This window comes from Polymorphobacter megasporae, assembly GCF_018982885.2.
Taxonomy (GTDB): Bacteria; Pseudomonadota; Alphaproteobacteria; order Sphingomonadales; family Sphingomonadaceae; genus Polymorphobacter_B; species Polymorphobacter_B megasporae.
In genome coordinates this window covers 1,744,486-1,764,270 of the sequence record NZ_CP081848.1, presented here as the reverse complement: position 1 = coordinate 1,764,270, position 19,785 = coordinate 1,744,486, and the positions used below count along the sequence as shown (strand labels likewise).

Genomic DNA, 19,785 nt, shown 5'->3' with positions numbered 1-19,785 from the left:
CGGTTAGCCGTGGCCCGCCAACGCCGCGAGGAGCAGCAGCGCGACGATATTGGTGATCTTGATCATCGGGTTGACCGCCGGCCCGGCGGTGTCCTTGTACGGGTCGCCGACAGTGTCGCCGGTCACCGCCGCCTGGTGCGCAGGCGAGCCCTTGCCGCCGTATGCGCCCTGCTCGATCACCTTCTTGGCATTATCCCACGCGCCGCCGCCGCTCGTCATCGAGATCGCGACGAACAGCCCGGAGACGATGACCCCCATCAGCAGCGCACCCAGGGCCGCAAAGCCGTTGCCCTGAGTCGATACCGCCGTCACCGCGAAATAGACGACGACCGGGGCGAGCACCGGCAGCAGCGACGGGACGATCATCTCGCGGATCGCGCCCGCGGTGACGAGGCCGACCGTCCGGGCGTAATCGGGGCGGACGCTGCGATCGGCGATGCCGGGATGCTCACGAAACTGCGCGCGAATGTCCTGCGCGACGGCGCTCGCGGTGCGGCCAACCGCGGTCATCGCCATGCCGCCGAACAGATATGGCAGCAGTGCGCCGAGGAGCAGGCCGACGACGACATACGGGTTCGACAGCGTGAAATCGACCGTCGTGGTCGCAAAGAACTGGCGCAGGTCCTCGGTGTAGGTCGCGAACAGGACGAGCGCGGCGAGCCCGGCCGAGCCGATCGCATAGCCCTTGGTCACTGCCTTGGTCGTGTTGCCGACCGCATCGAGTGCGTCGGTCCGCTGGCGGACTTCATGTTCGAGCCCCGCCATCTCGGCGATGCCGCCGGCGTTGTCGGTGACCGGGCCGTACGCATCGAGCGCGACGACCATCCCGGCGAGCGCGAGCATGGCGGTCGCGGCGAAGGCGATCCCGATCAGCCCGGCGAGCTGGAAGCTGGCGATGATGCCGACGACGATCACCAACGTCGGCAATGCCGTCGACTCCATGCTGACCGCGAGGCCCTGGATGACGTTGGTGCCGTGGCCGCTGTCGCTCGCCTTGGCGATCGACTGGACCGGGCGGTAGCCGGTGCCGGTGTAATATTCGGTGATCCAGACGATCAGTCCGGTCACCGCGAGCCCAACGAGCATGCAGAAGAACAAATGCATCGCGGTGAAGTCGGTTGGCGCGGCAACGGCAGCGGCGGCGGCTGCCTGCGCCGGCTTGACCGAGATGACCGCGTTCATGTCAGGGAAGATCGCCTTGGTCGCGAACCACAATGCCGGGATCGACAGCAGAGCGGTGACGATGAAGCCCTTGTACAGCGCGCCCATGATCGAGCCTGACTTGCCGAGCTTGACGAAGAAGGTCCCGATCACCGACGTGATGATGCACACGCCCCCGGCGAGCAGCGGCAGCGTCATCAGCTTCGCGGCGTCGGTCCCGGCGACGAGTAAGGCCACCAGCACCATCGTTGCCCCGAGCGTGACGACATAGGTTTCGAACAGGTCGGCGGCCATGCCGGCGCAGTCGCCGACATTGTCGCCGACGTTGTCGGCGATGACTCCGGGATTGCGGTCGTCGTCCTCGTCGAAGCCGAGTTCGTTCTTGCCGACCATGTCGGCGCCGACATCGGCGGCCTTGGTGAAGATGCCGCCGCCGAGCCGCGCGAAGATCGAGATCAGCGACGCGCCGAAGCTCAACGCGACGAGCGCGTTGATCACCGGGCGGCTGGTCGGGTCCATGTGGCCGAAGTTGACGAGCGAATAGAAATATCCGGCGATCGCGAGCAGCGCCAAGCCCGCGACGAGCATCCCTGTCACCGCGCCCGAGCGGAACGCCATCGTCAACCCGGCCTGGAGCGAGTTGCGCGCGGCCTCCGCGGTGCGGACGTTGGCGCGGACCGAGATGTTCATGCCGATAAACCCGGTCGCCCCGGACAACAGCGCGCCGACGACGAAGGCGACGGCGGGGACCAGCCCGAGGAACACCGCGACGAGAACCGCGACGATCACCCCGACGATCGCGATCGCCTGGTATTGGCGCTTCAGATACGCCCCCGCGCCCTCCTGGATCGCGAGCGCAATCTCCTGCATCCGCGCGTTTCCGGGCGACGCGCCGAGCACCTGCCGCGAGGTGACGACGCCATAGGCAACCGCAGCAAGCCCGCACAGGATCGCAACAAGTACGAAGTCCATTGATATTCCCCCCGAGGACGCGGACGATCAAATGCCGCCCGTCTTGTCTTAGTGTGGCGAGTTGTCGCGCATGCGCGAAGAGATAGCAAGCGTATGTACCGGATTGGCAAACCGCATACCCGTAACGATCGCTCAACCGGTGAGGACCTCGTCGACCCATTCCGGAACGAGCCGTCCGGCTGCGCCGAAGCGCGCCTCGTCGAACAGCGCGGTTCCCGCCGAGGGATCGAGGTTGAGTTCGAGCGTGCGGGCACCGGCGTGCCGCGCCGCGTCGACGAAGCCCGCAGCGGGATAGACCGCGCCGCTGGTGCCGATCGAGACGAACAGGTCGCACGCGGCGATCGCGGCGTCGATCCGGTCCATATGGTACGGCATCTCGCCGAACCAGACGATATCGGGGCGGAGCGTGCCGCCGCAGCCGCACGGCGCCGCGCCGGTCAGCTCGACACCCCACGGCTGCATCGCGCCGCATCGGCCGCAAAGCGCTGACTTCAGCTCGCCGTGCATGTGGATGAGACGCACTGCCCCGGCGCGTTCGTGAAGATCATCGACGTTTTGCGTGACGATGAGCAGGCCGCCGCACCACTCCCGATCGAGCCGGGCAAGCGCGAGATGCGCGGGGTTCGGCTCGACATGCGCGAGCGCCGCGCGGCGGGCATCGTAGAAGCGCTGAACGAGGACCGGATCGCGGCGATACGCCTGCGGTGTCGCGACATCCTCGATGCGGTGCCCTTCCCACAGCCCATCGGGGCCGCGAAAGGTCGGAACGCCGCTTTCGGCCGAGATGCCTGCGCCGGTCAGGACGACGATGTTGCGAACGACAGTCACACGGCTTCGGGGGTTGCCGTCGCCTCTAGGCAGCGGTTGCGGCCGCTGTCCTTTGCGGCGAACAGCGCGATGTCGGCGCCCGCGAGCCATTCGTCGGCGGTAACGATGGCGTGGGTCAGCGACGCCACGCCGAAGCTCGCGGTGACGCGCAGATCGGGATCGAACGCCACCGTCACGTTCGCGATCGCGACACGAAAGCGTTCGGCGATCGCAATTCCTGCGGCAGGCCCGGCGCCGGGCAGCAGGACAGCGAATTCCTCACCGCCGACGCGGCCGAAGACATCGGGCGCGCGCAACAGCGTCTGGCAGCACGCCGAAATCGCCTCGAGGACGACGTCGCCCGCCGCATGACCGTGACGATCGTTGATCGCCTTGAAGTGATCGAGGTCGAACAGCAGCAGCGCGCATTCCTGCCCATCGCGGGCGTGACGCATGATCGCGTGCGCCGCCGTGTCGAGGAACGCCCGGCGGCTGAGCGCGCCGGTCAGGAAGTCGCGCGTCGCGATCTGGCGCAGTTCGAAGGTGTCGACCACCAGCGCGCTGAACTTGGCGAGAAGGCCAACCTCGGCGGCCGAATAATCGCGCGGGACGCGGTCGAGCGCGCACAGCGAACCGATCTGATACCCGTCGCGGCTGACGAGCGGCGCACCGACATAACTGACGACGTTGGGCGGCCCGACGACCAGAGGATTGGCGTTGAACCGCGGGTCGATCCGCGCGTCGGTGACGATCATCGGCCCGCGCGCCGCGATCGTGTGCGTACAGAATGAAATCTCGCGCGTCGTCTCGCTGGCATCGAAGCCGTCGCGTGACTTGAACCATTGGCGATGCTCGTCGACGAGCGAGATCGCCGCCATCGGCACGTCGAGCACCACCCGGACCAGCGAGGTAATCCGGTCGAATGGCGATTCCGGCGCGATGTCGCGGAGATTGTAGCGCCGCAATGTTTCCAGCCGGCCGGGCTCGTCGGCCATGCTGGCATCATCGCCAATATCGACCGTCTCCTCGTGATCGATGGAGTCGACGATGCTTTCGCGCACTCTGTTGATTTCGCTAGGTCGCTCGAATCGGGACACACTTTAGCATAGGGTGGACTTAGGTGGTGGGACAGTCGGATATGATACGGGTTGGCGTTCTTGGTGCAGGCGGGCGGATGGGTCAGGCGATCATCGCCGCGATTGCCGCCGAGCCGAACATGGTTCTCGGCGGCGCAGTCGAACGCGCGGGCCACCGTTCGGTCGGCGCGAAGCTCGGCGGCGGGCTGACGATTTGCAGTAATCCGTCGGCGTTGGCGCATGTTTGCGACGTCATGGTCGATTTCACCAGCCCCGACGCGCTTGAGGCGAATCTCGACGCGGCATGGTCGACGCGCACGGCGATCGTCATCGGCACCACCGGGCTCGAGGCGCGGCATGAGGCCGCAGCCGCTCGGGCGGCGTGCGATATCGCGGTTCTCCAGACCGCGAACACCAGCATCGGGGTCACCGTCCTCTGCGGGCTGGTCGAAGCCGCGGCGGCGCGGCTGGCCGACTGGGACATCGAAATCCTCGACCTGCATCACCGCGACAAGCGCGACGCGCCATCGGGGACAGCGCTCGCGCTCGGCGCGGCAGCGGCACGCGGGCGGGGCACGACCCTCGATGCCGTTCGCACCGCGCTGCGTGACGGCGTCGGAGCGGCGCGAGCCAACGGATCGATCGGCTTTGCGGCGATGCGCGGCGGGTCGGCGGCGGGCGAACACATGGTGCTGTTCGCGGGCGACGGCGAGCGGATCGAGCTGGTCCACCGCGCCGAGAGCCGTGATATCTTCGCGCACGGCGCGGTCGCGGCGGCAGCGTGGCTCGCGGGCAAGCCGCCGGGTCGGTACTCGATGGCGGACGTGGTCGGCTAGCGGCGGGCGAGTTCGCGCCGAGTCAGCTCGCCGTCACCCTCAGTATCGAGCAGGGCGAAGCGTTGGGCAGCGGCGGCGCGGAATTCGCGCTCGGTGATGCTGCGGTTGAAGTCGGCGTCGGCGGACGCGACGGGCTCGGGGAGGTCGAAGAAGCTGTACCGCGCGGCACCCTGGACGCCGAGCGCCTGATGCGGCGTGGCGCTGTCGTCACTGCTGGTTCCGCCTCCGCTATCGCCGCCGTGTCCACCCCGGCCACCGCCACCGCCGCCGCCACCACCGCCACCGCCATGATGTCCGCCGCCACCGCCACCCTGGCGCTTGCCGCTACCACCCGAGCGCCCGCCGCCACCGGCATCGCCGACCCGGATTTCCGGCGCGACCACGGTCTCATAATGGTTGAGCTCAGCCGGATCGATCTCGCCGTCGCCGTCGGTGTCGAGCGTCTTGAAGAAGCGCGCGGCGTCGGCTTGAAATTCGGCGAGGGTGACCTTGCCGTCGTGATCGGTATCGGCCCCGTCGAACCAGCGCCCGATCAGTGCCTCGCGTCCGCCGGGGCCGCGAAACGGCTCGCCCATCGGGCTGATGAAGACCCCGCGCCGCTCCGGACCACCCGGCCCGTGCGGTCCCCCCGGCGGCGGACCGTGCGGACGCGGCTGCGGCGCGCAACCGGCGACGAGGAGCAGGACGAGGCCGATGCGACGCATGTGATACTCCCGGGACGACGCCGGGGTACGCGCTCGCTCCTGACGATCCCTCACCAGACCTTGATGCGATCCTCCGGTGACAGATACAGCGTCTCGCCCGGTTTGGCGCCGAACGCCGCATACCATGCGTCGAGATTTCGCGCGACGTTCGGGCGAAGGAAGCCCGCAGTGTGCGGGTCGGTCGTCGTCTGCTGGAGCAGCGCGGCGTCGCGATACTTCTGCCGCCAGATCTGGGCGAAGCCGAGGAAGAAGCGCTGGTCGCCGGTCATGCCGTCGATCACCGGCGCGGGCTTGCCGTTCAACGACTTGTGGTACGCGTCATAAGCGACGTTGATCCCGGCAAGGTCGGCCATGTTCTCGCCGAGCGTCAGTTCGCCGTTGATGTGCAGCCCCGGGAGCGGCTGATACGCGGCATATTGCGCGACGACCTTGTCGGTCAGCACCTTGAAGCGCGCGATGTCCTGCGCCGTCCACCAGTCGGCGAGCGTCCCGCGCTTGTCGTACTTCCGCCCCTGGTCGTCGAAATGGTGGCTGATCTCGTGGCCGATCACCGCGCCGATGCCGCCATAATTGACCGCCGGATCGGCGTTGGGATCGAAGAACGGCGGCTGGAGGATCGCCGCGGGGAAGACAACCTCGTTCCACGTCGGGTTGGCGTAGGCGTTGACCGTCATCGGGGTCATGCCCCACTCGCTGCGGTCGATCGGCTTGCCCAGCTTGTCGAGGTCGCGCTGATACTCGAAGCGCTCCGCCCGTTCGGCGTTGCCGAGCGCATCGCCGCGGACGATGTCGAGCTTCGCATAGTCGCGCCATTTCGACGGGTAGCCGATCTTCGGGGTGAATACCGCGAGCTTGGCACGCGCCTCGACCTTGGTCGCGGGGTCCATCCACGTCAGCGCGCCGAGCCGCGCATCCATCGCCGCGATGATGTTCTTGACCAGCGCGTCGGCCTTGGCCTTCGCCTCGGGCGCGAAATACTTGGCGACGTACAGCTTGCCGACCGCCTCGCCGAGGGCATCGCTCGTCGCGTCGACGCCGCGCTTCCACCGCTCCTGATTGACCGGTTGGCCCGACAGGACGGTGCCCGAGAAGGCGAACTTGGCATCGACGAACTTCGCCGGCAGCAGCGGCGCCCAGCGGTCGAGCGTGTGGAAGGTCAGATAAGCCTGCCACGCATCGAGCGGTTCGTCGCCAACGAGCTTCGCCGTGCCCGCGATTGCGCTCGGGTTGGTGACGATGATCCGCGGTTGGCTCGCGACCCCGGCAGCGGTTAGGAACGCGGTCCAGTCAAGGCCGGGGTCCTTCGCCGCCAGCTCGGCGGTGGCGACGGGGTTGTACGTCTTGTCGACCTGCCGCCGCTCGACCCGGCTCCACTGGACCGCCGCCAGTTTCGCCTCGAGATCGTAGACCATCTTCGCCTTGGCGGCGGCGTCGGGGACCCCGGCAAGCGACAGCAGTTGCGTGACATACGCCTGATACTTCGTCCGCACCTCGGCGAACTTCGGGTTCTTGGTGTCGAGGTAATAGTCGCGATCGGGCATGCCGAGCCCGCCTTGGCCGATGTAGACGCTGTAGATGTCGGGGTTCTTGAGGTCCTGCCGCAGCCGCAGGTTGACCGGCGCGTCGATCCCCTCGCGGTTGAAGTCGCCCAGCGTCGCCGCCAGCTTCGCCCGGTCGCCGATCGCCGCGATCGCATCCAGACGCGGCTGGAGCGGAGCTAGTCCCTTCTTCTCGATCGTCGCCGCATCCATGAAGCTCGCATAATAATCGCCGATCTTGCGGCCTTCAGTCCCGGCGGGGGCATTCGTCGCGGCGGCAGCCTCGACCAGCCCGCGCGTCCGCTCTTGGCTCAGATCGCGCAGCTTGGTGAACATGCCGTAATTCGAGCGGTCGTCGGGGATGACGAGATCGTCGAGGTACTTGCCGTTGGCGAAGCGCCCCCAGTCGTTCCCCGGAGTCACGCTGCGGTCCATGCCGGCGGCGTCGAAGCCATAGTCGCCGTACGTCGGCTTCGCGGGCGCGGCGGCAACGACCAGCAGGGCGGCACCGAGCAACAGGATCGAACGCATGAAGACTCCCAAGGATGATCGTTTGGCGGTGGTTATAGATTTGTGACCGGGCGCCCGCTAGTCAAGCGACGCGGAGGAATTACCGGTTGACCAGCATCGACGGACGCGCGGCGCATATCGCGCTCGTCCTCCACGATTTCTCCGGCGGCGGCAGCGAACGCATCGCGATCCGTCTCGCACAGCGCTGGGCGGAGGCCGGGCGGCGCATTACGATCGTTGCTGGGACTGAGGCCGGGGTCGCGCGGGCGCTCGCCGACGGGCTGGCGGTGGTCGAGTTTCGCCGCGCGTTGACCCGGGACATCCCCGACCGGCTGCGCTTCGGCCACGCCGCCGCGGGCATGGTCGCAAGCCTCGCCCCCGACGTCGTCGTCTCCCCGGGCAACTGGCACGTCCCCGCCTTCAGCGCGATGCGGCTCGCCGGGATGCGATTGCCGGTCGTCGCCAAGATCAGCAACCCGATCCGCGTCGCCGAGCGCGGCCCCCCCGGGCAGCGCCTGCTCAATGCTTGGTTCGCCCGCGCGACGCGGCATTATGCGGCGCTCGTCGCGATGTCGCCCGCGCTCGCTGCCGAGGCCGAGGCGGTGCTCGGACGCCGCGTCGCGACGGTCGCTGAGCCCAATTTGTCCGACGACTGGACGGGTGCACCGCCGCGAACGCTGGCATCATCAGCGACCCGCACGCTCGTCGCCGCCGGGCGGCTGATGCCGCAGAAGGATTTCGGCCTCGCGTTCGAAACTCTCGCCGCGCTCGGCCCGGAATGGCGGCTCGACCTGCTCGGCGACGGGCGTGAGCGTGGCCGCCTCGAAGCCCGTGCTGCCGCGCTTGGGGTCGCCGATCGCGTCACCTTCGCGGGCCATGTTTCCAGTGTCGCGCCGTACCTCGCGCGCGCCGATGCCCTGCTGTGTACGTCGCGCTACGAAGGCTATCCGGCGGTGCTCATCGAAGCGCTTGCCGCAGGCGTGCCCGTCGTGACGACGCCTTGCTCACCCGCGGTGCCCGAAATCCTGTGCCACCCGAGCTTCGGCCGCGTTGCTGCGCCAACCGCCGCAGCTTTGTCCGCTACAGTACGGGCCGTAGCCGGGACAGTCCCCGATTCCAGCGCGAGCAGTGCGCTGTTGCTGCAACACCGTATCGGTCATTCCGCCGCAGCGTGGCTGACCCTGCTCGACCGCGTTGTTGCGGACGGTTAGGCCAGCAACTTCACCTGCCGGTCCCGGGATCAGATATGTCGCGCTTCGCCATCCTCGCTTTCATTTCCGTACTTGCCGCGACCCCTGCCGCCGCCAGCGACAAGTTCTGGCATGGTCTCGCCAACGTCGGCGAGATCGGCATCCCGCTCGCCGCCGGCGGCATCTCGCTTTATGAGCACGACAATACCGGGCTGATCGAACTGGCCGAGACCGGCGCTTTGACCTTGGGCGCGACCGAAGCACTCAAATATTCGGTCAACGAGCGCCGTCCCAACGGCGGCGAACACTCGTTCCCGTCGGCACATACATCGATCGCCTTCGCCGGAGCGGGCTATCTCCATGCGCGCTACGGCTGGCAGGTCGGGCTACCGTTCGAACTGTTCGCGGCGACGGTCGGCTTCGCCCGCGTCCACACCCGCGACCATCACTGGTACGATGCGGTTGCCGGCGCGGCGATCGGCGAGGGCTCGGCGTATCTGTTCACCCGCCGCCTGAGCGACCACACCCGCCTGACCGCGTACGGCGACAGCGGCGGCGGCGGTCTCCAGTTCGCGACGCGCTTCTGACGCGGAGTGACGGCGACGAACCCCTGGTTCGTTAGAGCTTCGGCAAAGTCACCCCGCGCTGCCCCTGATACTTGCCCGCGCGGTCGGCATAGCTGACTTCGCACGGCTCGTTGCCCATCAGGAACAGGAACTGGCACGCGCCTTCATTGGCATAGACCTTCGCCGGCAGCGGCGTCGTGTTCGAGAATTCGAGCGTGACGTGCCCCTCCCACCCCGGCTCCAATGGCGTCACGTTGACGATAATCCCGCACCGCGCATACGTCGACTTGCCAAGGCAAATCACCAGCACGTCGCGCGGCACCCGGAAATACTCGACCGTCCGCGCCAGCGCGAAGCTGTTCGGCGGGATGATGCAGCAGTCGGTCTTGCGGTCGACAAAGCTCGCCGGGTGAAAGTCCTTCGGGTCGACGGTGACCGAATCGACATTGGTGAAGATCTTGAACTCGTCCGACACCCGCGCGTCATAGCCGTAGCTGCTCAGCCCGTACGAGATCACCCCTTCGCGCTGCTGCCGGTCGACGAACGGCTCGATCATCCCGGTCGAGAGCGCCTGCTCGCGAATCCAGCGGTCGGACATGACGGACATCAGTGAAACCTGTCGTTAGTTCGTCATCCCCGCGAAGGCGGGGACCCATCACCCAGCGGGTTGTGGTGATGGGTCCCCGCCTTCGCGGGGATGACGGAAGGGTGGATCACTGCCTGATATGCAGCACGCAGATCAGTGTGAACAGGCGGCGGGCGGTGTCGAAGTCGACTTCGACACGGGCCGCCAGGCGTTCGATGACCATTTCGGCCGCGTCGTTGTGGATGCCGCGGCGGGCCATGTCGATCGTTTCGATCTGGCTCGGCGTGGCGTTGCGGATTGCCTTGAAGTAACTGTCGCAGATCGCGAAATAGTCGCGGACGGTGCGGCGGAACGGCGATAGCGGGATGACGAACGCCTCCAGTGGCGCGTCGCCGGTGGTCGCGACGGCGACGGTCAGCCGCCCCTCTTCGACCCCCATCACGACCTTGTACGGCCCGGCATAGCCGTCGTCGTACGCCGTCACCGGCTTGAAGAAATTGCCTTCGAGCAGGTCGAAAATCGCGACGCGGCGCTCCTGCTCGATGTCGGCATTGCGCCACAGGATCGTCCGTTCGTCGAGCTTGACGTCTATAATTCTGTGGTCGGTCACTTTGCGTCGGGGAAGCTGTTGACCAGCGCGCCCAGCGCCGGGAGCAGGCCGCTGCGCTCGCCGTCGGGGGTCTTGCCGAGGCGGACGACGACGAGGTGCTTCGACGGCGCGACCATAACGTACTGCCCGAGGTGGCCGATCGCCGAATAGAGGTCGTCGGGGCCCTGGTCGGGGAAGAGTGCCGGGTGGCCCTCGGCGTTCCCCGGGTGGTTGAGCCAGAATTGTCCGCCGTACGCCGGGTTGGTCGGTGATTGCCTGCGGACGAAGGCGACCCACGACGCGGCAACGACCCGCTTACCCCCGACGACGCCATTGTCGAGGTACATCTGGCCAAACTTCGCCCAGTCGCGCGCAGTCGCGTGACAGAACGAGCCGCCGAGCATCGTCCCCGCGGCATCGTATTCGCAGACGAGGCTCGCCATCGCCGACGGCACGATCAGCGCGTCGTGGAGAAACGCCTGCATCGCCGCACGCCGCGCCGCAGGGGTCGTTGCGCCGGGGGCGATCGTCCGGACGATGATGTCATCGAGGATTACCGTCGTCAGCGTCGAATATTCGAAGCGCGTGCCCGGCGCGTACTTGAGCTGCGCAGCCTCGGCGGCGGCAGCGGCGTCGTTGCTCTCGTCGCTGAACAAGGCGCGGTTGGTGTCGGCGCCCTCGACCGGCGGCCCGGTTTCCGAGTGCGCGAGGCCCGACGACATATAGACGAGGTCGATCAGCTTGATCTTGCCGCGCGGGTCGGCGGGGTCGCGGTGCCATGCCGGCACCGGCGCGGGGGCATTGAGGTCGAGCTTGCCGGCCGCGACGAGCGTACCGAGCAGGGTCGACGTCACCGACTTGGCCATCGACCACGAGATGAAACGGTTGTCCGGGCCATAACCGGGGGCATAGCGCTCGATCACCGGCTTGCCGTCCTGGAGGACGACGATCGCGCGGGTCTCGCCGATCGCCTTGCCGGAAAACAGCTGGTCGACCGCAGTTTCCGTCGCCGTCTTGCCGATCGACGGCCCCGCCCACAGGCTAACCATCAGAATCAGACTTGATCGCACGGCCCGCATCGCGTCAGCATTCTCCGGTTGGCCGACGATGGTAGTGGGGGCGTGCCGGTGAAGGCAAGATATTGGTGGCTGATCATGCTGGGTACGATCGCCGTCGTCGGCGGTCTCGGCTGGCTGTGGCTCGAGCAGAGCTCGTGGGGCCGCCGCGCCGATCTCGCCAGCGGTTATGTCGCGCACGTCGTCTGCTCCTGCCGCTATGTCGGCAACCGCGACATGAAATCATGCGCGACCGACTTCGAGCCCGGCATGGAGATCGTCAAGATGAAGGATGATCCGGCGGCGAAGCGGATCACCGCGTGGGTGCCGCTGCTGGCGAAGCACACCGCGACCTACACCCCGGCATACGGCTGTGCGCTCGACCCGCGCTAGAGCCACCCCCGGCTCTTGAAGAACTGGTACGGCAGCACCGCCGAGCAGACCATAATCCCGAGCGCCATCGGGTAGCCGTAGTGGAAATTGAGCTCGGGCATGTTCTTGAAGTTCATGCCGTAGATGCTCGCGACCAGCGTCGGCGGCATGAAGATGACCGCCGCGACCGAGAAGATCTTGATGATCGCGTTCTGCTCGATGTTGATCAGCCCGAGCGCGGCGTCGAGCAGGAAGGTGATGTTGCCGCTCAAGTAGCTCGCATGGTCGGTCAGCGACGATACGTCCTTCGCCAGCCCGTCGAGATGCTCCTTCGTCCCCTTCGGGTCGAGCGTACTGCCGAGGAAACTGATCAGCCGGGCGAGGCTGACGCCGCTGACCCGCGACTTCGAGACGATATCGTGGACATGACCGATCCGCGTCAGCAGAACCTGAAGCGCGGCGTTGGTCATCCGCTGGGTCCGCGACCCGCCACGGCGGAAGGTCGATTTCGAGATATTGTCCATCTCCGCCCCGACGCCCTCGAGCACATCAGCCATCCGGTCGACGATTGCATCGAGCAGATGGATCAAGGTCATCGTCGCGTCGGTGCACAACGTCGGCGAGCGTTCGACATGCGCGCTGAACAGCTCGAACGCCTTCGGCGCGGCATAGCGGATCGTCACGAGGTGCGTCGGTGTCAGGACGAACGACACCGCTGTTGTAATCGGGGTTGCCTCGGCAGCCCCGGCGAGGAGGCTGGCGATAACGACGACCGTATCGCCGTCCTGGTAAAGACGGCTCGACGGCTCGATCTCGACCATCTCGTCGCGGGTCGGGACGGCGATGCCGAGGACGCGCTCGACGAACGCTTCCTCGGCCTTCGACGGATCGTTCAGGTCGAGCCAGACGATTCCCGGCGGCAACAGCGCCGTTGTCAGATCGCCGTCGCACGTCACCCGTTTTTCGCCGGCCGAATAAAGCTGGAGCATCGATCGATCCCGTTTTGCGGTTCTGCCGCTATGGTGTCGGCGGCGCTGGTGCAAGCGCGCAGGTCCATGAAGCTTCGGTGTCACCGCTGAACTTCCCCGGATCGCAGCGGTTGATGGGCCGTAACCGAGGAGCGAGCGATGACGACATTCACAACGAGCGACGGCACCGAAATCTACTTCAATGACTGGGGCAGCGGGCGCGTCATCGTCCTGATCCACGGCTGGCCGCTCGACGCCGACATGTGGTCCGAGCAGGCGACCTTCCTCGCCGAGCACGGTTATCGCGTCTGCGCCTATGACCGTCGCGGCTTCGGCCGGTCGAGCCAACCGTGGAACGGCTACGACTATGACACGATGAGCGACGATCTGGCGCAGCTGATCGACCATCTCGACCTGAGCGATATCACGCTGGTCGGCTTCTCGATGGGTGGCGGCGAGGTCGCGCGCTATCTTGGCCGCCACGGTGGCGCGAAGATTGCCAAGGCAGTTCTGGTCAGCGCAGTGACGCCGTATCTGCTCAAGACCGAAGACAATCCGACCGGGGTCGACCAGTCGGTGTTCGACGACATGCTCAAGGGCATGAAGGAGGATCGCGCCGCGTTCTTCGGCAGCTTCGGCCAGCAATTCTACGGCAACTCGCTGCTGCGCAAGCGCGTCTCGGCCGAGCATCTGCAGTGGACCCAGCAGATCGCGATGATGGGGTCGCAGCGCGCGACGATCGAATGCGCCAAGGCTTTCGCCGGGACCGATTTCCGGCCCGACATGGCGGCGTTCACGATGCCGACGCTGATCATCCACGGCACCGCCGACCAGACGGTGCCGATCGACAGCTCGGGGCGCGTCGCGGCGCGGATGATCGCGGGATCGAAGCTGATCGAATATGACGACGAGCCGCACGGTCTCCACATGACCGCAAAGGACCGTCTCAACGCCGACCTGCTGAGCTTTATCGCCTGACGCGGCACTAAGCCGATCACGCCATAATTTGTCATCCCGGCCTCTGCCGGGATGACAAATTAGCTGTAACCGCCACTCGCGTCCTGCCGAACAAGTCCTCGAACACTCACGAGGACAGTGAAGATGCTCCGTTCCGCCCTGCTCGCCGCCGCCCTGATCTCAGCTCCCCTGGCCGCCCAGCCGATCGACGCGTCGCACCCGACAGTGGTCGAGCTGTATCAGTCGCAGGGATGCTCGTCGTGCCCGCCCGCGATCACCAACCTCAACGCCATCGCCGACCGCCCCGACATCCTCGCGCTGACTTTCGCGGTGACGTACTGGGATCAGCTCGGCTGGAAGGATACGTTTGCCAGCGCGGCGCAGACGTCGCGGCAGTGGGATTATGCCCGCGGCCTGCACCATGACCAGGTGTGGACGCCGCAGGTCATCGTCGACGGCACCACCGACGTAGTCGGTGCGCAGCACGGCCAGATCGAAGGCGCGCTCAAGGGCGTTCGCCGCCACGCCGGCCCCGCGTTGACCCTCACCGCCGACAGCGTCGCGGTTGGCTCGGGGAGCGTTGCCGCCGGCGGTGCCGATGTCTGGCTCGTTCGCTACGATCCGCGGACGATCGCGGTCGCGATCCGTGCCGGCGAGAATACCGGCCGGACGATCGGCCACCGCAACGTCGTCCGCCAGCTTGTCAAGCTCGGCAAATGGGACGGGGCGGCAGCGACGCTCAAGCTTCCCGCCGCCGCGCCCGGTCTGCTGACTGCGGTGCTTGTCCAGACGAGCGGCGGCCCGATCCTCGCCGCGGTCCGCGGCTGACCCTGCTTTACCCACCGCCGGTCGCCTCGGGGCGGGCGGCCCATCTGAGAGAGAAGACGATGACCTTGATCAAGACCCTGATGCTCGCCGCCGCTGTCACGGCGTTCGGCACGACCGCCGTGATGGCGCAGGACGCGATGAAGTCCGATAAGCCCGCCGCGCACGATGCGATGGCGACCGACAAGATGGCCCCCCACGACGCGATGGCGACCGATGCGATGGCCACCGACCACATGGCGGGCAAGAAGATGACCAAGGCCGAAATGAAGAAGCACGACGCGATGATGAAGAAGGACGCGATGGCGTCGAAGCCGCACTGACATCAAGCCGGGGGCGGCGCGCTTTACAACCGGCGCGCCGCCCGCGACACTCCATTACGCCCGCGACCCGAAGGACGCACGCATGGCCTCCGTTGCCGATACGCCGCCCAGCCAGCCGCTCGCCGACACCGTCGTCGCGCCGCCGCCGGGGCGCGTCTATTACCGCCACCGCGTCGTCACGCGCGTCTGCCACTGGATCAACGTCCTGTGCATCGGCTTCCTGATCGCGAGCGGACTTAACATCTTCAACGCCCATCCGGCGCTCTACTGGGGCCAGTATGGCGCCAACAATGACGACTCGCGCCGCTGGTTCGAGATCGGCGCGAGCAGTAAGGCTGACGGCACGCCGATCGGCATGACTCGCGTCGGTCCGGTCACGGTCGAGACAACCGGCGTCCTTGGCCTCGCCAAGGGAGCCGACGGCGAGCCCATCGCACAGGGCTTCCCCGAATGGGCGACCTTCCCGACCAATCGCGACCTCGCCACCGCCCGCCGCTGGCATTTCTTCTTCGCGTGGTTGTTCATCCTCAACGGCCTGACCTACCTGATCTATGGGCTCGTCACGCGGCACCTGCAGGATGACATCTGGCCACGGCTCAAGCAGATCGCGCCGATCAATATCTGGCACGACATCGTCCAGCACGCGAAGCTCAAGTTCCCGCGTGGCGAGGACGACAAGGAATATCACATCCTCCAGCGCGTCGCTTATTCAGCGACAGCGTTCGTCATCCTGCCGGTCATGGTCCTGACGGGCCTGTCGATGTCGCCGGGGTTCGACGCCGCGGCGCACGGCTTCCTGCCGCAGCTGTTCGGCGGGCGATCATCGGCGCGGTCGATCCACTTCATCGTGATGGACCTGACGATCGCCTTCATCGTCGTCCATGTCGCGATGGTCATTCTCGCCGGGCCGATCAACCAGCTGCGCTCGATGATCACAGGCTGGTACGACACTGGCCAAAATCGCAAGAACGGGGCGCGCCGCTCATGACCATCCTCACACGCCGGTCGCTGATCGGGGTCGGCGCCGGCGGCCTGCTGCTGTCGGGCTGCGACAAGCTGTCGAACTCGGTCGGGGCGAACGATTTCGTCGCCAAGGCCGAAAGCGCGACCTACGGCTGGCAGCGGCTGATCGGCCGCCACGCGCTCGCGCAGGAGTTCAGCGTCGCCGACATTTCGCCGGTGTTCAAGCCCAACGGCTCGACCAACCCGAAGGACGACGACTATCGCCGCCACGTCGACGAAGGGTTTGCCAACTGGCGGCTCAAGATCGACGGGCTCGTCCGGCGGCCAATGGCGTTGTCGCTCGCCGATCTGCGCGCGCTGCCGGCACGAACCCAGATCACTCGCCACGACTGCGTGGAGGGATGGAGCACGATCGGTCAGTGGACCGGGCCGCAGCTCGGGCCGCTGCTCAAGGCGGCAGGGCTGCTGCCGACGGCGAAGTATATCGTCTTCCACTGCGCCGACACGTATGGCGGGGAGATCTCCAAGGGCGGCGCGCAGTCGACCGGGCGCTATTACGAGAGCGTCGATCTCGTCGACGCCTTCCACCCGCAGACGATTATCGCTCACACCATGCGGGGGCAGCCCCTCGACGTCGCCCATGGCGCGCCGTGTCGGATGCGGATCGAACGTCAGCTCGGCTACAAGCAGGCGAAGTACGTCATGCGGATCGAAGCGGTCGACAGCTTCGCCAAGATGGAGCTCGGCAAGGGCGGCTATTGGGAAGATCGCGGCTACGAATGGTACGCGGGAATCTGACGGAGCCGGTCGTCGCGGCCAGCGTTGTCGGGTAAGCTTGAAGGAGCGCCCGCCATGCCCGCGACGATCGACCCGAACCTGACGCCGCTCACCGCCGATGAACTCGCGCAGGGTCATGCCGATGCCGTCAACGCGCCGGTGCTGACCGAGGCCGAGGTCGGCGCTCCGCCGGAAAAGCTGCCCGAGACGCCGCTTACCCAGTTGCCGCCGGGCTGAGGCTAGAGGTCGTCGTCGAGCAGCGGCAGTTGCATCGCCGTCACGGGCGGCTTGACCCCGAGATGCTTCCACGCCGCCGGGTTGAGCATCCTCCCCCGCGCCGTTCGCGCCACCAGCCCGGTCTGGATCAGATACGGCTCGACGACCTCCTCGACAGTATCGCGCGGCTCCGACAGCCCCGCGGCGAGCGTCTCGACCCCGACCGGACCGCCGCGATAAATGTCGGCGATCATCATCAGATAGCGCCGGTCCATCGCATCGAGCCCAAGCGTATCGACCTCAAGCCGGTTCAGCGCGCGATCAGCTGCCGCCCGATCGACCGTATTAGCCCCGGCGAAGTCGCGCACCCGCCGCAACAGCCGCCCGGCAATCCGTGGCGTCCCGCGCGACCGCCCCGCGATCTCGCGCGCGCCTTCCGGCGTCAGGTACATCGCCAGCAGCCGACCGGCGCGGGTGACGACGCTTTCGAGTTCGTCGACCGAATAGAACTGCAGCCGCAGCGGGATGCCGAAGCGGTCCCGGAGCGGCGTTGTCACCAGCCCCGCACGCGTCGTCGCCCCGACAAGCGTGAATGGCGGCAGGTCGATCCGCACGCTGCGCGCCGACGGCCCTTCACCGATCATCAGGTCGAGCGCGCGGTCCTCCATCGCCGGATACAGGATCTCCTCGACCGCCGGCGACAGGCGATGGATCTCGTCGATGAACAGCACGTCATTGGCTTCGAGGTTGGTCAGCAGCGCGGCAAGGTCACCCGCCTTGGCGATCACCGGCCCCGACGTCGCCCGAAACCCGACGCCCAACTCGCGCGCAACGATCTGCGCGAGCGTCGTTTTGCCGAGCCCCGGGGGCCCATGAAACAGCACATGGTCGAGCGCCTCCCCCCGCCCCTTCGCCGCGGCGATGAACACCCGGAGGTTCTCGCGCGCCGCCGCCTGCCCGACGAAATCGTCGAGCGTCTGCGGCCGCAGCGCCGCGTCGACGTCTTCGGGGCGGCGGAGAGGGGTAAGGGGAACGGCGGTCACGCGTTCGTCCTACGTCAACGGGCGCGCGCGCGCCACGCCATCGGTGGCAAGTCCGCGCCGCCAGCGCTACGACCGTGGTGATGACCGGTATTCAGTGATCACGCTCACCCGCATCGCGCTGTTCGGACTCGGGATCGGGCTGGCTTATGTCGGCGCGATCGCCATTGTCGGCCTCGCCGCCCGCCCCCGCGCCGCCGACATGATCGTCGTCCTCGGCAACGAGGTCGGTGCCGACGGCCGTCCGTCGCCCCGGCTCGCCGCGCGGCTCGCAGCGGCGCTCGACGTCTGGCGCGCTGGCTTGGCCCCGCGGCTGCTCGTCAGCGGCGGTGTCGGCCGCAGCGGTCGCGACGAGGCGACGGCAATGGCGGCATGGCTGGTCGGCCACGGGGTTCCATCAGAATGCATCATCCGCGACTCACTCGGGCGAACGACATGGGCGACTGCCGAGGATGTCGCCGGTCTGGTCAAGCCCGGTACGCGTGTCGTCGTCGCCAGCCAGTGGTTTCATCTGCCGCGCGCGATGCTGGCGCTGCGCCGGCAGGGGCTCGACCCCGTCGGCGGGGCATGGCCGCGTTTCGCCGAATGGCGCGATGTTTATTCGCTGGCGCGCGAGGCGGTCGCCCTGCCCGCCTATGCCGTCAGGCCGGTCGTCGCCGCGCCGTCCACGCCGCCGCCACAAGACTGACGGCGACCACGCCCCACGCCGTACGCATCAACGCGAGGTAGAGCGGCGCATACGTCAGTTGCGGCTCCTCGCGATCGAGGACGATGTCGGCAGCGAGCGGATACGCCGGACTCTCCGCTCGCTCGACCAAAGGGCCCGGTCGCGTCTTGATCACCAAGGCCGCGATCGGGGCGCCGCTTTCATACACGATACCGGTACCGAGCCGCAGCACCGCCATCACCACGGCCAGCGCGATGAGCCCAAGGGTCAGCCCGCGCATCAGAGTTTCCGATAGGCCGGTGCGGTGAGCTTGAACGCCGCGCGCAGGGCGACGACCTTGGGCAGCAGGTTGCGCCGGCTCGCATCGAAGTCGCCAAGGGAGACGATGCCGATCTTGCCACCAGCGAGTCGTTCGGTCCGCATCGGTGATCGCTCCCGTGTGTCGTCCCGGTGATACGCGCCAGTGGCGTCGCGACTCCCTACCTAGCGCGCGCTTTTCCGCAACGCCACGCGAACCAGTTCGCCTACCGCTGCCGCGTCGCCGACCTCCGCCACCGCTTCCGCAACCGCGCGGCTCGCGTCCATCGGGCGGAAGCCGAGGTTGGCGAGCGCCGATAGCGCATCGGATACCGCGGTGCCCGGCTTGGCGAGCGGAGCAACGATGCCTAGCGACAGCGGGACGCTCCCCGCCTTGTCCTTGAGCTCGAGAACGATCCGCGCAGCGAGCTTCGGGCCGACGCCGTTGGCGCGGGCGATCGATGCCGTGTCTTTCGCCGCGACCGCATGGTGAAGCTCGGGCGGCGCAAGCACCGACAGGATCGCCAGCGCGACGCGCCCGCCGACGCCCTGCACCGACAGCAGCAACCGGAACCAGTCGCGCTCGTCGGCCGAGACGAAGCCGAACAGCTGGATCGCGTCCTCGCGGACCTGCGTCTCGATATGGAGGACCGCCGCCGCCCCCGCCGGGCCGAGCGCGCCGAGGGTTTTGGCACTGGCGAAGACGAGATAGCCGACGCCGTTGACGTCGATCACCGCGCTGTCGGCCGCCGCGCTGTCGAGCAACCCGGTCAGTTTTGCGATCATGTCC

At 67.3% G+C, this 19,785-nt stretch carries 24 protein-coding genes; 11 read left to right on the top strand and 13 right to left on the bottom strand.

Translation table 11 applies throughout. The features are described 5' to 3' along the window. Positions 1–3: 3 nt before the first annotated feature. The 3 genes from KTC28_RS08285 to KTC28_RS08275 form a co-directional block, all read right to left on the bottom strand. A complete protein-coding gene (locus KTC28_RS08285) occupies positions 4–2,133 on the bottom strand; it encodes a sodium-translocating pyrophosphatase (protein ID WP_216708464.1) in 2,130 nt (709 codons plus the stop codon). Positions 2,134–2,265: 132 nt separating this feature from the next. Beyond that, entirely contained in the window at positions 2,266–2,961 is a 696-nt protein-coding gene (locus KTC28_RS08280) for an NAD-dependent deacylase (RefSeq protein WP_255602376.1), read from the bottom strand. Continuing rightward, the gene (locus tag KTC28_RS08275; protein ID WP_255602375.1) at positions 2,958–4,001 is read right to left on the bottom strand and encodes a sensor domain-containing diguanylate cyclase; all 1,044 of its coding nucleotides are present in this window, start codon (positions 3,999–4,001) and stop codon (positions 2,958–2,960) included. Before KTC28_RS08275 ends, KTC28_RS08280 begins: the two co-directional genes overlap by 4 nt. A gap of 77 nt (positions 4,002–4,078) precedes the next feature. Between KTC28_RS08275 and dapB the strand changes: the two genes are divergently transcribed. Beyond that, positions 4,079–4,852, top strand: a complete 774-nt coding sequence (gene dapB, locus KTC28_RS08270; RefSeq protein WP_216708462.1) for a 4-hydroxy-tetrahydrodipicolinate reductase — start codon at positions 4,079–4,081, stop codon at positions 4,850–4,852. Here the strand turns inward: dapB and KTC28_RS08265 are convergent. Beyond that, positions 4,849–5,556: an EF-hand domain-containing protein gene (locus KTC28_RS08265; RefSeq protein WP_216708461.1), complete on the bottom strand. Its 708-nt coding sequence runs from the start codon at positions 5,554–5,556 to the stop codon at positions 4,849–4,851. The genes dapB and KTC28_RS08265 overlap by 4 nt on opposite strands. A gap of 50 nt (positions 5,557–5,606) precedes the next feature. Then, a complete protein-coding gene (locus KTC28_RS08260) occupies positions 5,607–7,625 on the bottom strand; it encodes a M13 family metallopeptidase (RefSeq protein ID WP_216708460.1) in 2,019 nt (672 codons plus the stop codon). Positions 7,626–7,711: 86 nt separating this feature from the next. On the opposite strand from KTC28_RS08260, the gene KTC28_RS08255 reads away from it, so the two are divergent. Both KTC28_RS08255 and KTC28_RS08250 read left to right on the top strand, forming a co-directional pair. Continuing rightward, complete coding sequence (locus KTC28_RS08255) at positions 7,712–8,815, top strand: glycosyltransferase (RefSeq protein ID WP_216708459.1); 1,104 nt, start codon at positions 7,712–7,714, stop codon at positions 8,813–8,815. 35 nt (positions 8,816–8,850) lie between these two features. Next, the gene (locus tag KTC28_RS08250; protein WP_216708458.1) at positions 8,851–9,381 is read left to right on the top strand and encodes a phosphatase PAP2 family protein; all 531 of its coding nucleotides are present in this window, start codon (positions 8,851–8,853) and stop codon (positions 9,379–9,381) included. A gap of 31 nt (positions 9,382–9,412) precedes the next feature. Here the strand turns inward: KTC28_RS08250 and dcd are convergent, their stop codons facing one another. The 3 genes from dcd to KTC28_RS08235 form a co-directional block, all read right to left on the bottom strand. Continuing rightward, positions 9,413–9,967 (bottom strand): dCTP deaminase, encoded by a 555-nt coding sequence (gene dcd / locus KTC28_RS08245; protein WP_216708457.1) that lies wholly within the window; start codon positions 9,965–9,967, stop codon positions 9,413–9,415. 106 nt (positions 9,968–10,073) lie between these two features. Beyond that, on the bottom strand, positions 10,074–10,556 hold the full coding sequence (locus KTC28_RS08240) for a UPF0262 family protein (RefSeq protein WP_216708456.1): 483 nt from the start codon (positions 10,554–10,556) through the stop codon (positions 10,074–10,076). Beyond that, positions 10,553–11,584, bottom strand: coding sequence for a serine hydrolase domain-containing protein (locus KTC28_RS08235; protein WP_216708455.1), 1,032 nt, complete (start codon positions 11,582–11,584; stop codon positions 10,553–10,555). Before KTC28_RS08235 ends, KTC28_RS08240 begins: the two co-directional genes overlap by 4 nt. Before the next feature lie 78 nt (positions 11,585–11,662). On the opposite strand from KTC28_RS08235, the gene KTC28_RS08230 reads away from it, so the two are divergent. Then, entirely contained in the window at positions 11,663–11,983 is a 321-nt protein-coding gene (locus KTC28_RS08230; protein ID WP_255602373.1) for a hypothetical protein, read from the top strand. Here the strand turns inward: KTC28_RS08230 and KTC28_RS08225 are convergent. Further along, entirely contained in the window at positions 11,980–12,951 is a 972-nt protein-coding gene (locus KTC28_RS08225; protein ID WP_216708454.1) for a magnesium transporter CorA family protein, read from the bottom strand. The two genes, KTC28_RS08230 and KTC28_RS08225, sit on opposite strands and share 4 nt — an antisense overlap. 138 nt (positions 12,952–13,089) lie before the next feature. On the opposite strand from KTC28_RS08225, the gene KTC28_RS08220 reads away from it, so the two are divergent. From KTC28_RS08220 to KTC28_RS08195, 6 genes are all read left to right on the top strand, one after another. Continuing rightward, positions 13,090–13,908, top strand: a complete 819-nt coding sequence (locus KTC28_RS08220) for an alpha/beta fold hydrolase (RefSeq protein ID WP_216708453.1) — start codon at positions 13,090–13,092, stop codon at positions 13,906–13,908. Positions 13,909–14,031: 123 nt separating this feature from the next. Further along, positions 14,032–14,715 carry a DUF1223 domain-containing protein gene (locus KTC28_RS08215; protein ID WP_216708452.1) on the top strand — a complete coding sequence of 228 codons (684 nt, stop codon included), beginning with the start codon at positions 14,032–14,034 and terminating at the stop codon, positions 14,713–14,715. A 59-nt stretch (positions 14,716–14,774) separates the two neighbouring features. Further along, complete coding sequence (locus KTC28_RS08210; RefSeq protein ID WP_216708451.1) at positions 14,775–15,035, top strand: hypothetical protein; 261 nt, start codon at positions 14,775–14,777, stop codon at positions 15,033–15,035. An 82-nt stretch (positions 15,036–15,117) separates the two neighbouring features. Continuing rightward, a complete protein-coding gene (locus tag KTC28_RS08205) occupies positions 15,118–16,023 on the top strand; it encodes a cytochrome b/b6 domain-containing protein (RefSeq protein ID WP_216708450.1) in 906 nt (301 codons plus the stop codon). Next, positions 16,020–16,796: a molybdopterin-dependent oxidoreductase gene (locus tag KTC28_RS08200; protein ID WP_216708449.1), complete on the top strand. Its 777-nt coding sequence runs from the start codon at positions 16,020–16,022 to the stop codon at positions 16,794–16,796. The genes KTC28_RS08205 and KTC28_RS08200 overlap by 4 nt, the downstream gene beginning before the upstream one ends. A gap of 54 nt (positions 16,797–16,850) precedes the next feature. Continuing rightward, positions 16,851–17,012, top strand: coding sequence for a hypothetical protein (locus KTC28_RS08195; protein ID WP_216708448.1), 162 nt, complete (start codon positions 16,851–16,853; stop codon positions 17,010–17,012). 2 nt (positions 17,013–17,014) lie between these two features. On the opposite strand, the gene ruvB is transcribed toward KTC28_RS08195, so the two are convergent. Next, positions 17,015–18,034: a Holliday junction branch migration DNA helicase RuvB gene (ruvB, locus tag KTC28_RS08190; protein ID WP_216708447.1), complete on the bottom strand. Its 1,020-nt coding sequence runs from the start codon at positions 18,032–18,034 to the stop codon at positions 17,015–17,017. 94 nt (positions 18,035–18,128) lie between these two features. On the opposite strand from ruvB, the gene KTC28_RS08185 reads away from it, so the two are divergent. Further along, positions 18,129–18,719, top strand: a complete 591-nt coding sequence (locus KTC28_RS08185; protein WP_216708446.1) for a YdcF family protein — start codon at positions 18,129–18,131, stop codon at positions 18,717–18,719. On the opposite strand, the gene KTC28_RS08180 is transcribed toward KTC28_RS08185, so the two are convergent. From KTC28_RS08180 to ruvA, 3 genes are read right to left on the bottom strand one after another with little or no spacing between them, the layout of a single operon-like run. Then, entirely contained in the window at positions 18,673–18,978 is a 306-nt protein-coding gene (locus KTC28_RS08180) for a hypothetical protein (protein WP_216708445.1), read from the bottom strand. The genes KTC28_RS08185 and KTC28_RS08180 overlap by 47 nt on opposite strands. Then, entirely contained in the window at positions 18,978–19,121 is a 144-nt protein-coding gene (locus KTC28_RS08175; RefSeq protein WP_216708444.1) for a hypothetical protein, read from the bottom strand. The genes KTC28_RS08180 and KTC28_RS08175 overlap by 1 nt, the downstream gene beginning before the upstream one ends. Positions 19,122–19,181: 60 nt before the next feature. Beyond that, a complete protein-coding gene (gene ruvA / locus KTC28_RS08170; RefSeq protein WP_216708443.1) occupies positions 19,182–19,781 on the bottom strand; it encodes a Holliday junction branch migration protein RuvA in 600 nt (199 codons plus the stop codon). Between the last annotated feature and the right edge of the window lie 4 nt (positions 19,782–19,785).

What these genes read in the sequence shown, in the direction of transcription:
- KTC28_RS08200 (WP_216708449.1), top strand. Translation starts at nt 16,020, where the DNA reads ATGACCATCCTCACACGCCGGTCGCTGATCGGGGTCGGCGCCGGCGGC.
- dcd (WP_216708457.1), bottom strand. Translation starts at nt 9,967, where the DNA reads ATGTCCGTCATGTCCGACCGCTGGATTCGCGAGCAGGCGCTCTCGACC.
- KTC28_RS08250 (WP_216708458.1), top strand. Translation starts at nt 8,851, where the DNA reads ATGTCGCGCTTCGCCATCCTCGCTTTCATTTCCGTACTTGCCGCGACC.
- KTC28_RS08225 (WP_216708454.1), bottom strand. Translation starts at nt 12,951, where the DNA reads ATGCTCCAGCTTTATTCGGCCGGCGAAAAACGGGTGACGTGCGACGGC.
- KTC28_RS08285 (WP_216708464.1), bottom strand. Translation starts at nt 2,133, where the DNA reads ATGGACTTCGTACTTGTTGCGATCCTGTGCGGGCTTGCTGCGGTTGCC.
- ruvA (WP_216708443.1), bottom strand. Translation starts at nt 19,781, where the DNA reads ATGATCGCAAAACTGACCGGGTTGCTCGACAGCGCGGCGGCCGACAGC.
- KTC28_RS08175 (WP_216708444.1), bottom strand. Translation starts at nt 19,121, where the DNA reads ATGCGGACCGAACGACTCGCTGGTGGCAAGATCGGCATCGTCTCCCTT.
- KTC28_RS08220 (WP_216708453.1), top strand. Translation starts at nt 13,090, where the DNA reads ATGACGACATTCACAACGAGCGACGGCACCGAAATCTACTTCAATGAC.
- KTC28_RS08265 (WP_216708461.1), bottom strand. Translation starts at nt 5,556, where the DNA reads ATGCGTCGCATCGGCCTCGTCCTGCTCCTCGTCGCCGGTTGCGCGCCG.
- KTC28_RS08215 (WP_216708452.1), top strand. Translation starts at nt 14,032, where the DNA reads ATGCTCCGTTCCGCCCTGCTCGCCGCCGCCCTGATCTCAGCTCCCCTG.
- KTC28_RS08180 (WP_216708445.1), bottom strand. Translation starts at nt 18,978, where the DNA reads ATGCGCGGGCTGACCCTTGGGCTCATCGCGCTGGCCGTGGTGATGGCG.
- KTC28_RS08260 (WP_216708460.1), bottom strand. Translation starts at nt 7,625, where the DNA reads ATGCGTTCGATCCTGTTGCTCGGTGCCGCCCTGCTGGTCGTTGCCGCC.
- KTC28_RS08235 (WP_216708455.1), bottom strand. Translation starts at nt 11,584, where the DNA reads ATGGTTAGCCTGTGGGCGGGGCCGTCGATCGGCAAGACGGCGACGGAA.
- KTC28_RS08205 (WP_216708450.1), top strand. Translation starts at nt 15,118, where the DNA reads ATGGCCTCCGTTGCCGATACGCCGCCCAGCCAGCCGCTCGCCGACACC.
- KTC28_RS08195 (WP_216708448.1), top strand. Translation starts at nt 16,851, where the DNA reads ATGCCCGCGACGATCGACCCGAACCTGACGCCGCTCACCGCCGATGAA.
- KTC28_RS08210 (WP_216708451.1), top strand. Translation starts at nt 14,775, where the DNA reads ATGACCTTGATCAAGACCCTGATGCTCGCCGCCGCTGTCACGGCGTTC.
- dapB (WP_216708462.1), top strand. Translation starts at nt 4,079, where the DNA reads ATGATACGGGTTGGCGTTCTTGGTGCAGGCGGGCGGATGGGTCAGGCG.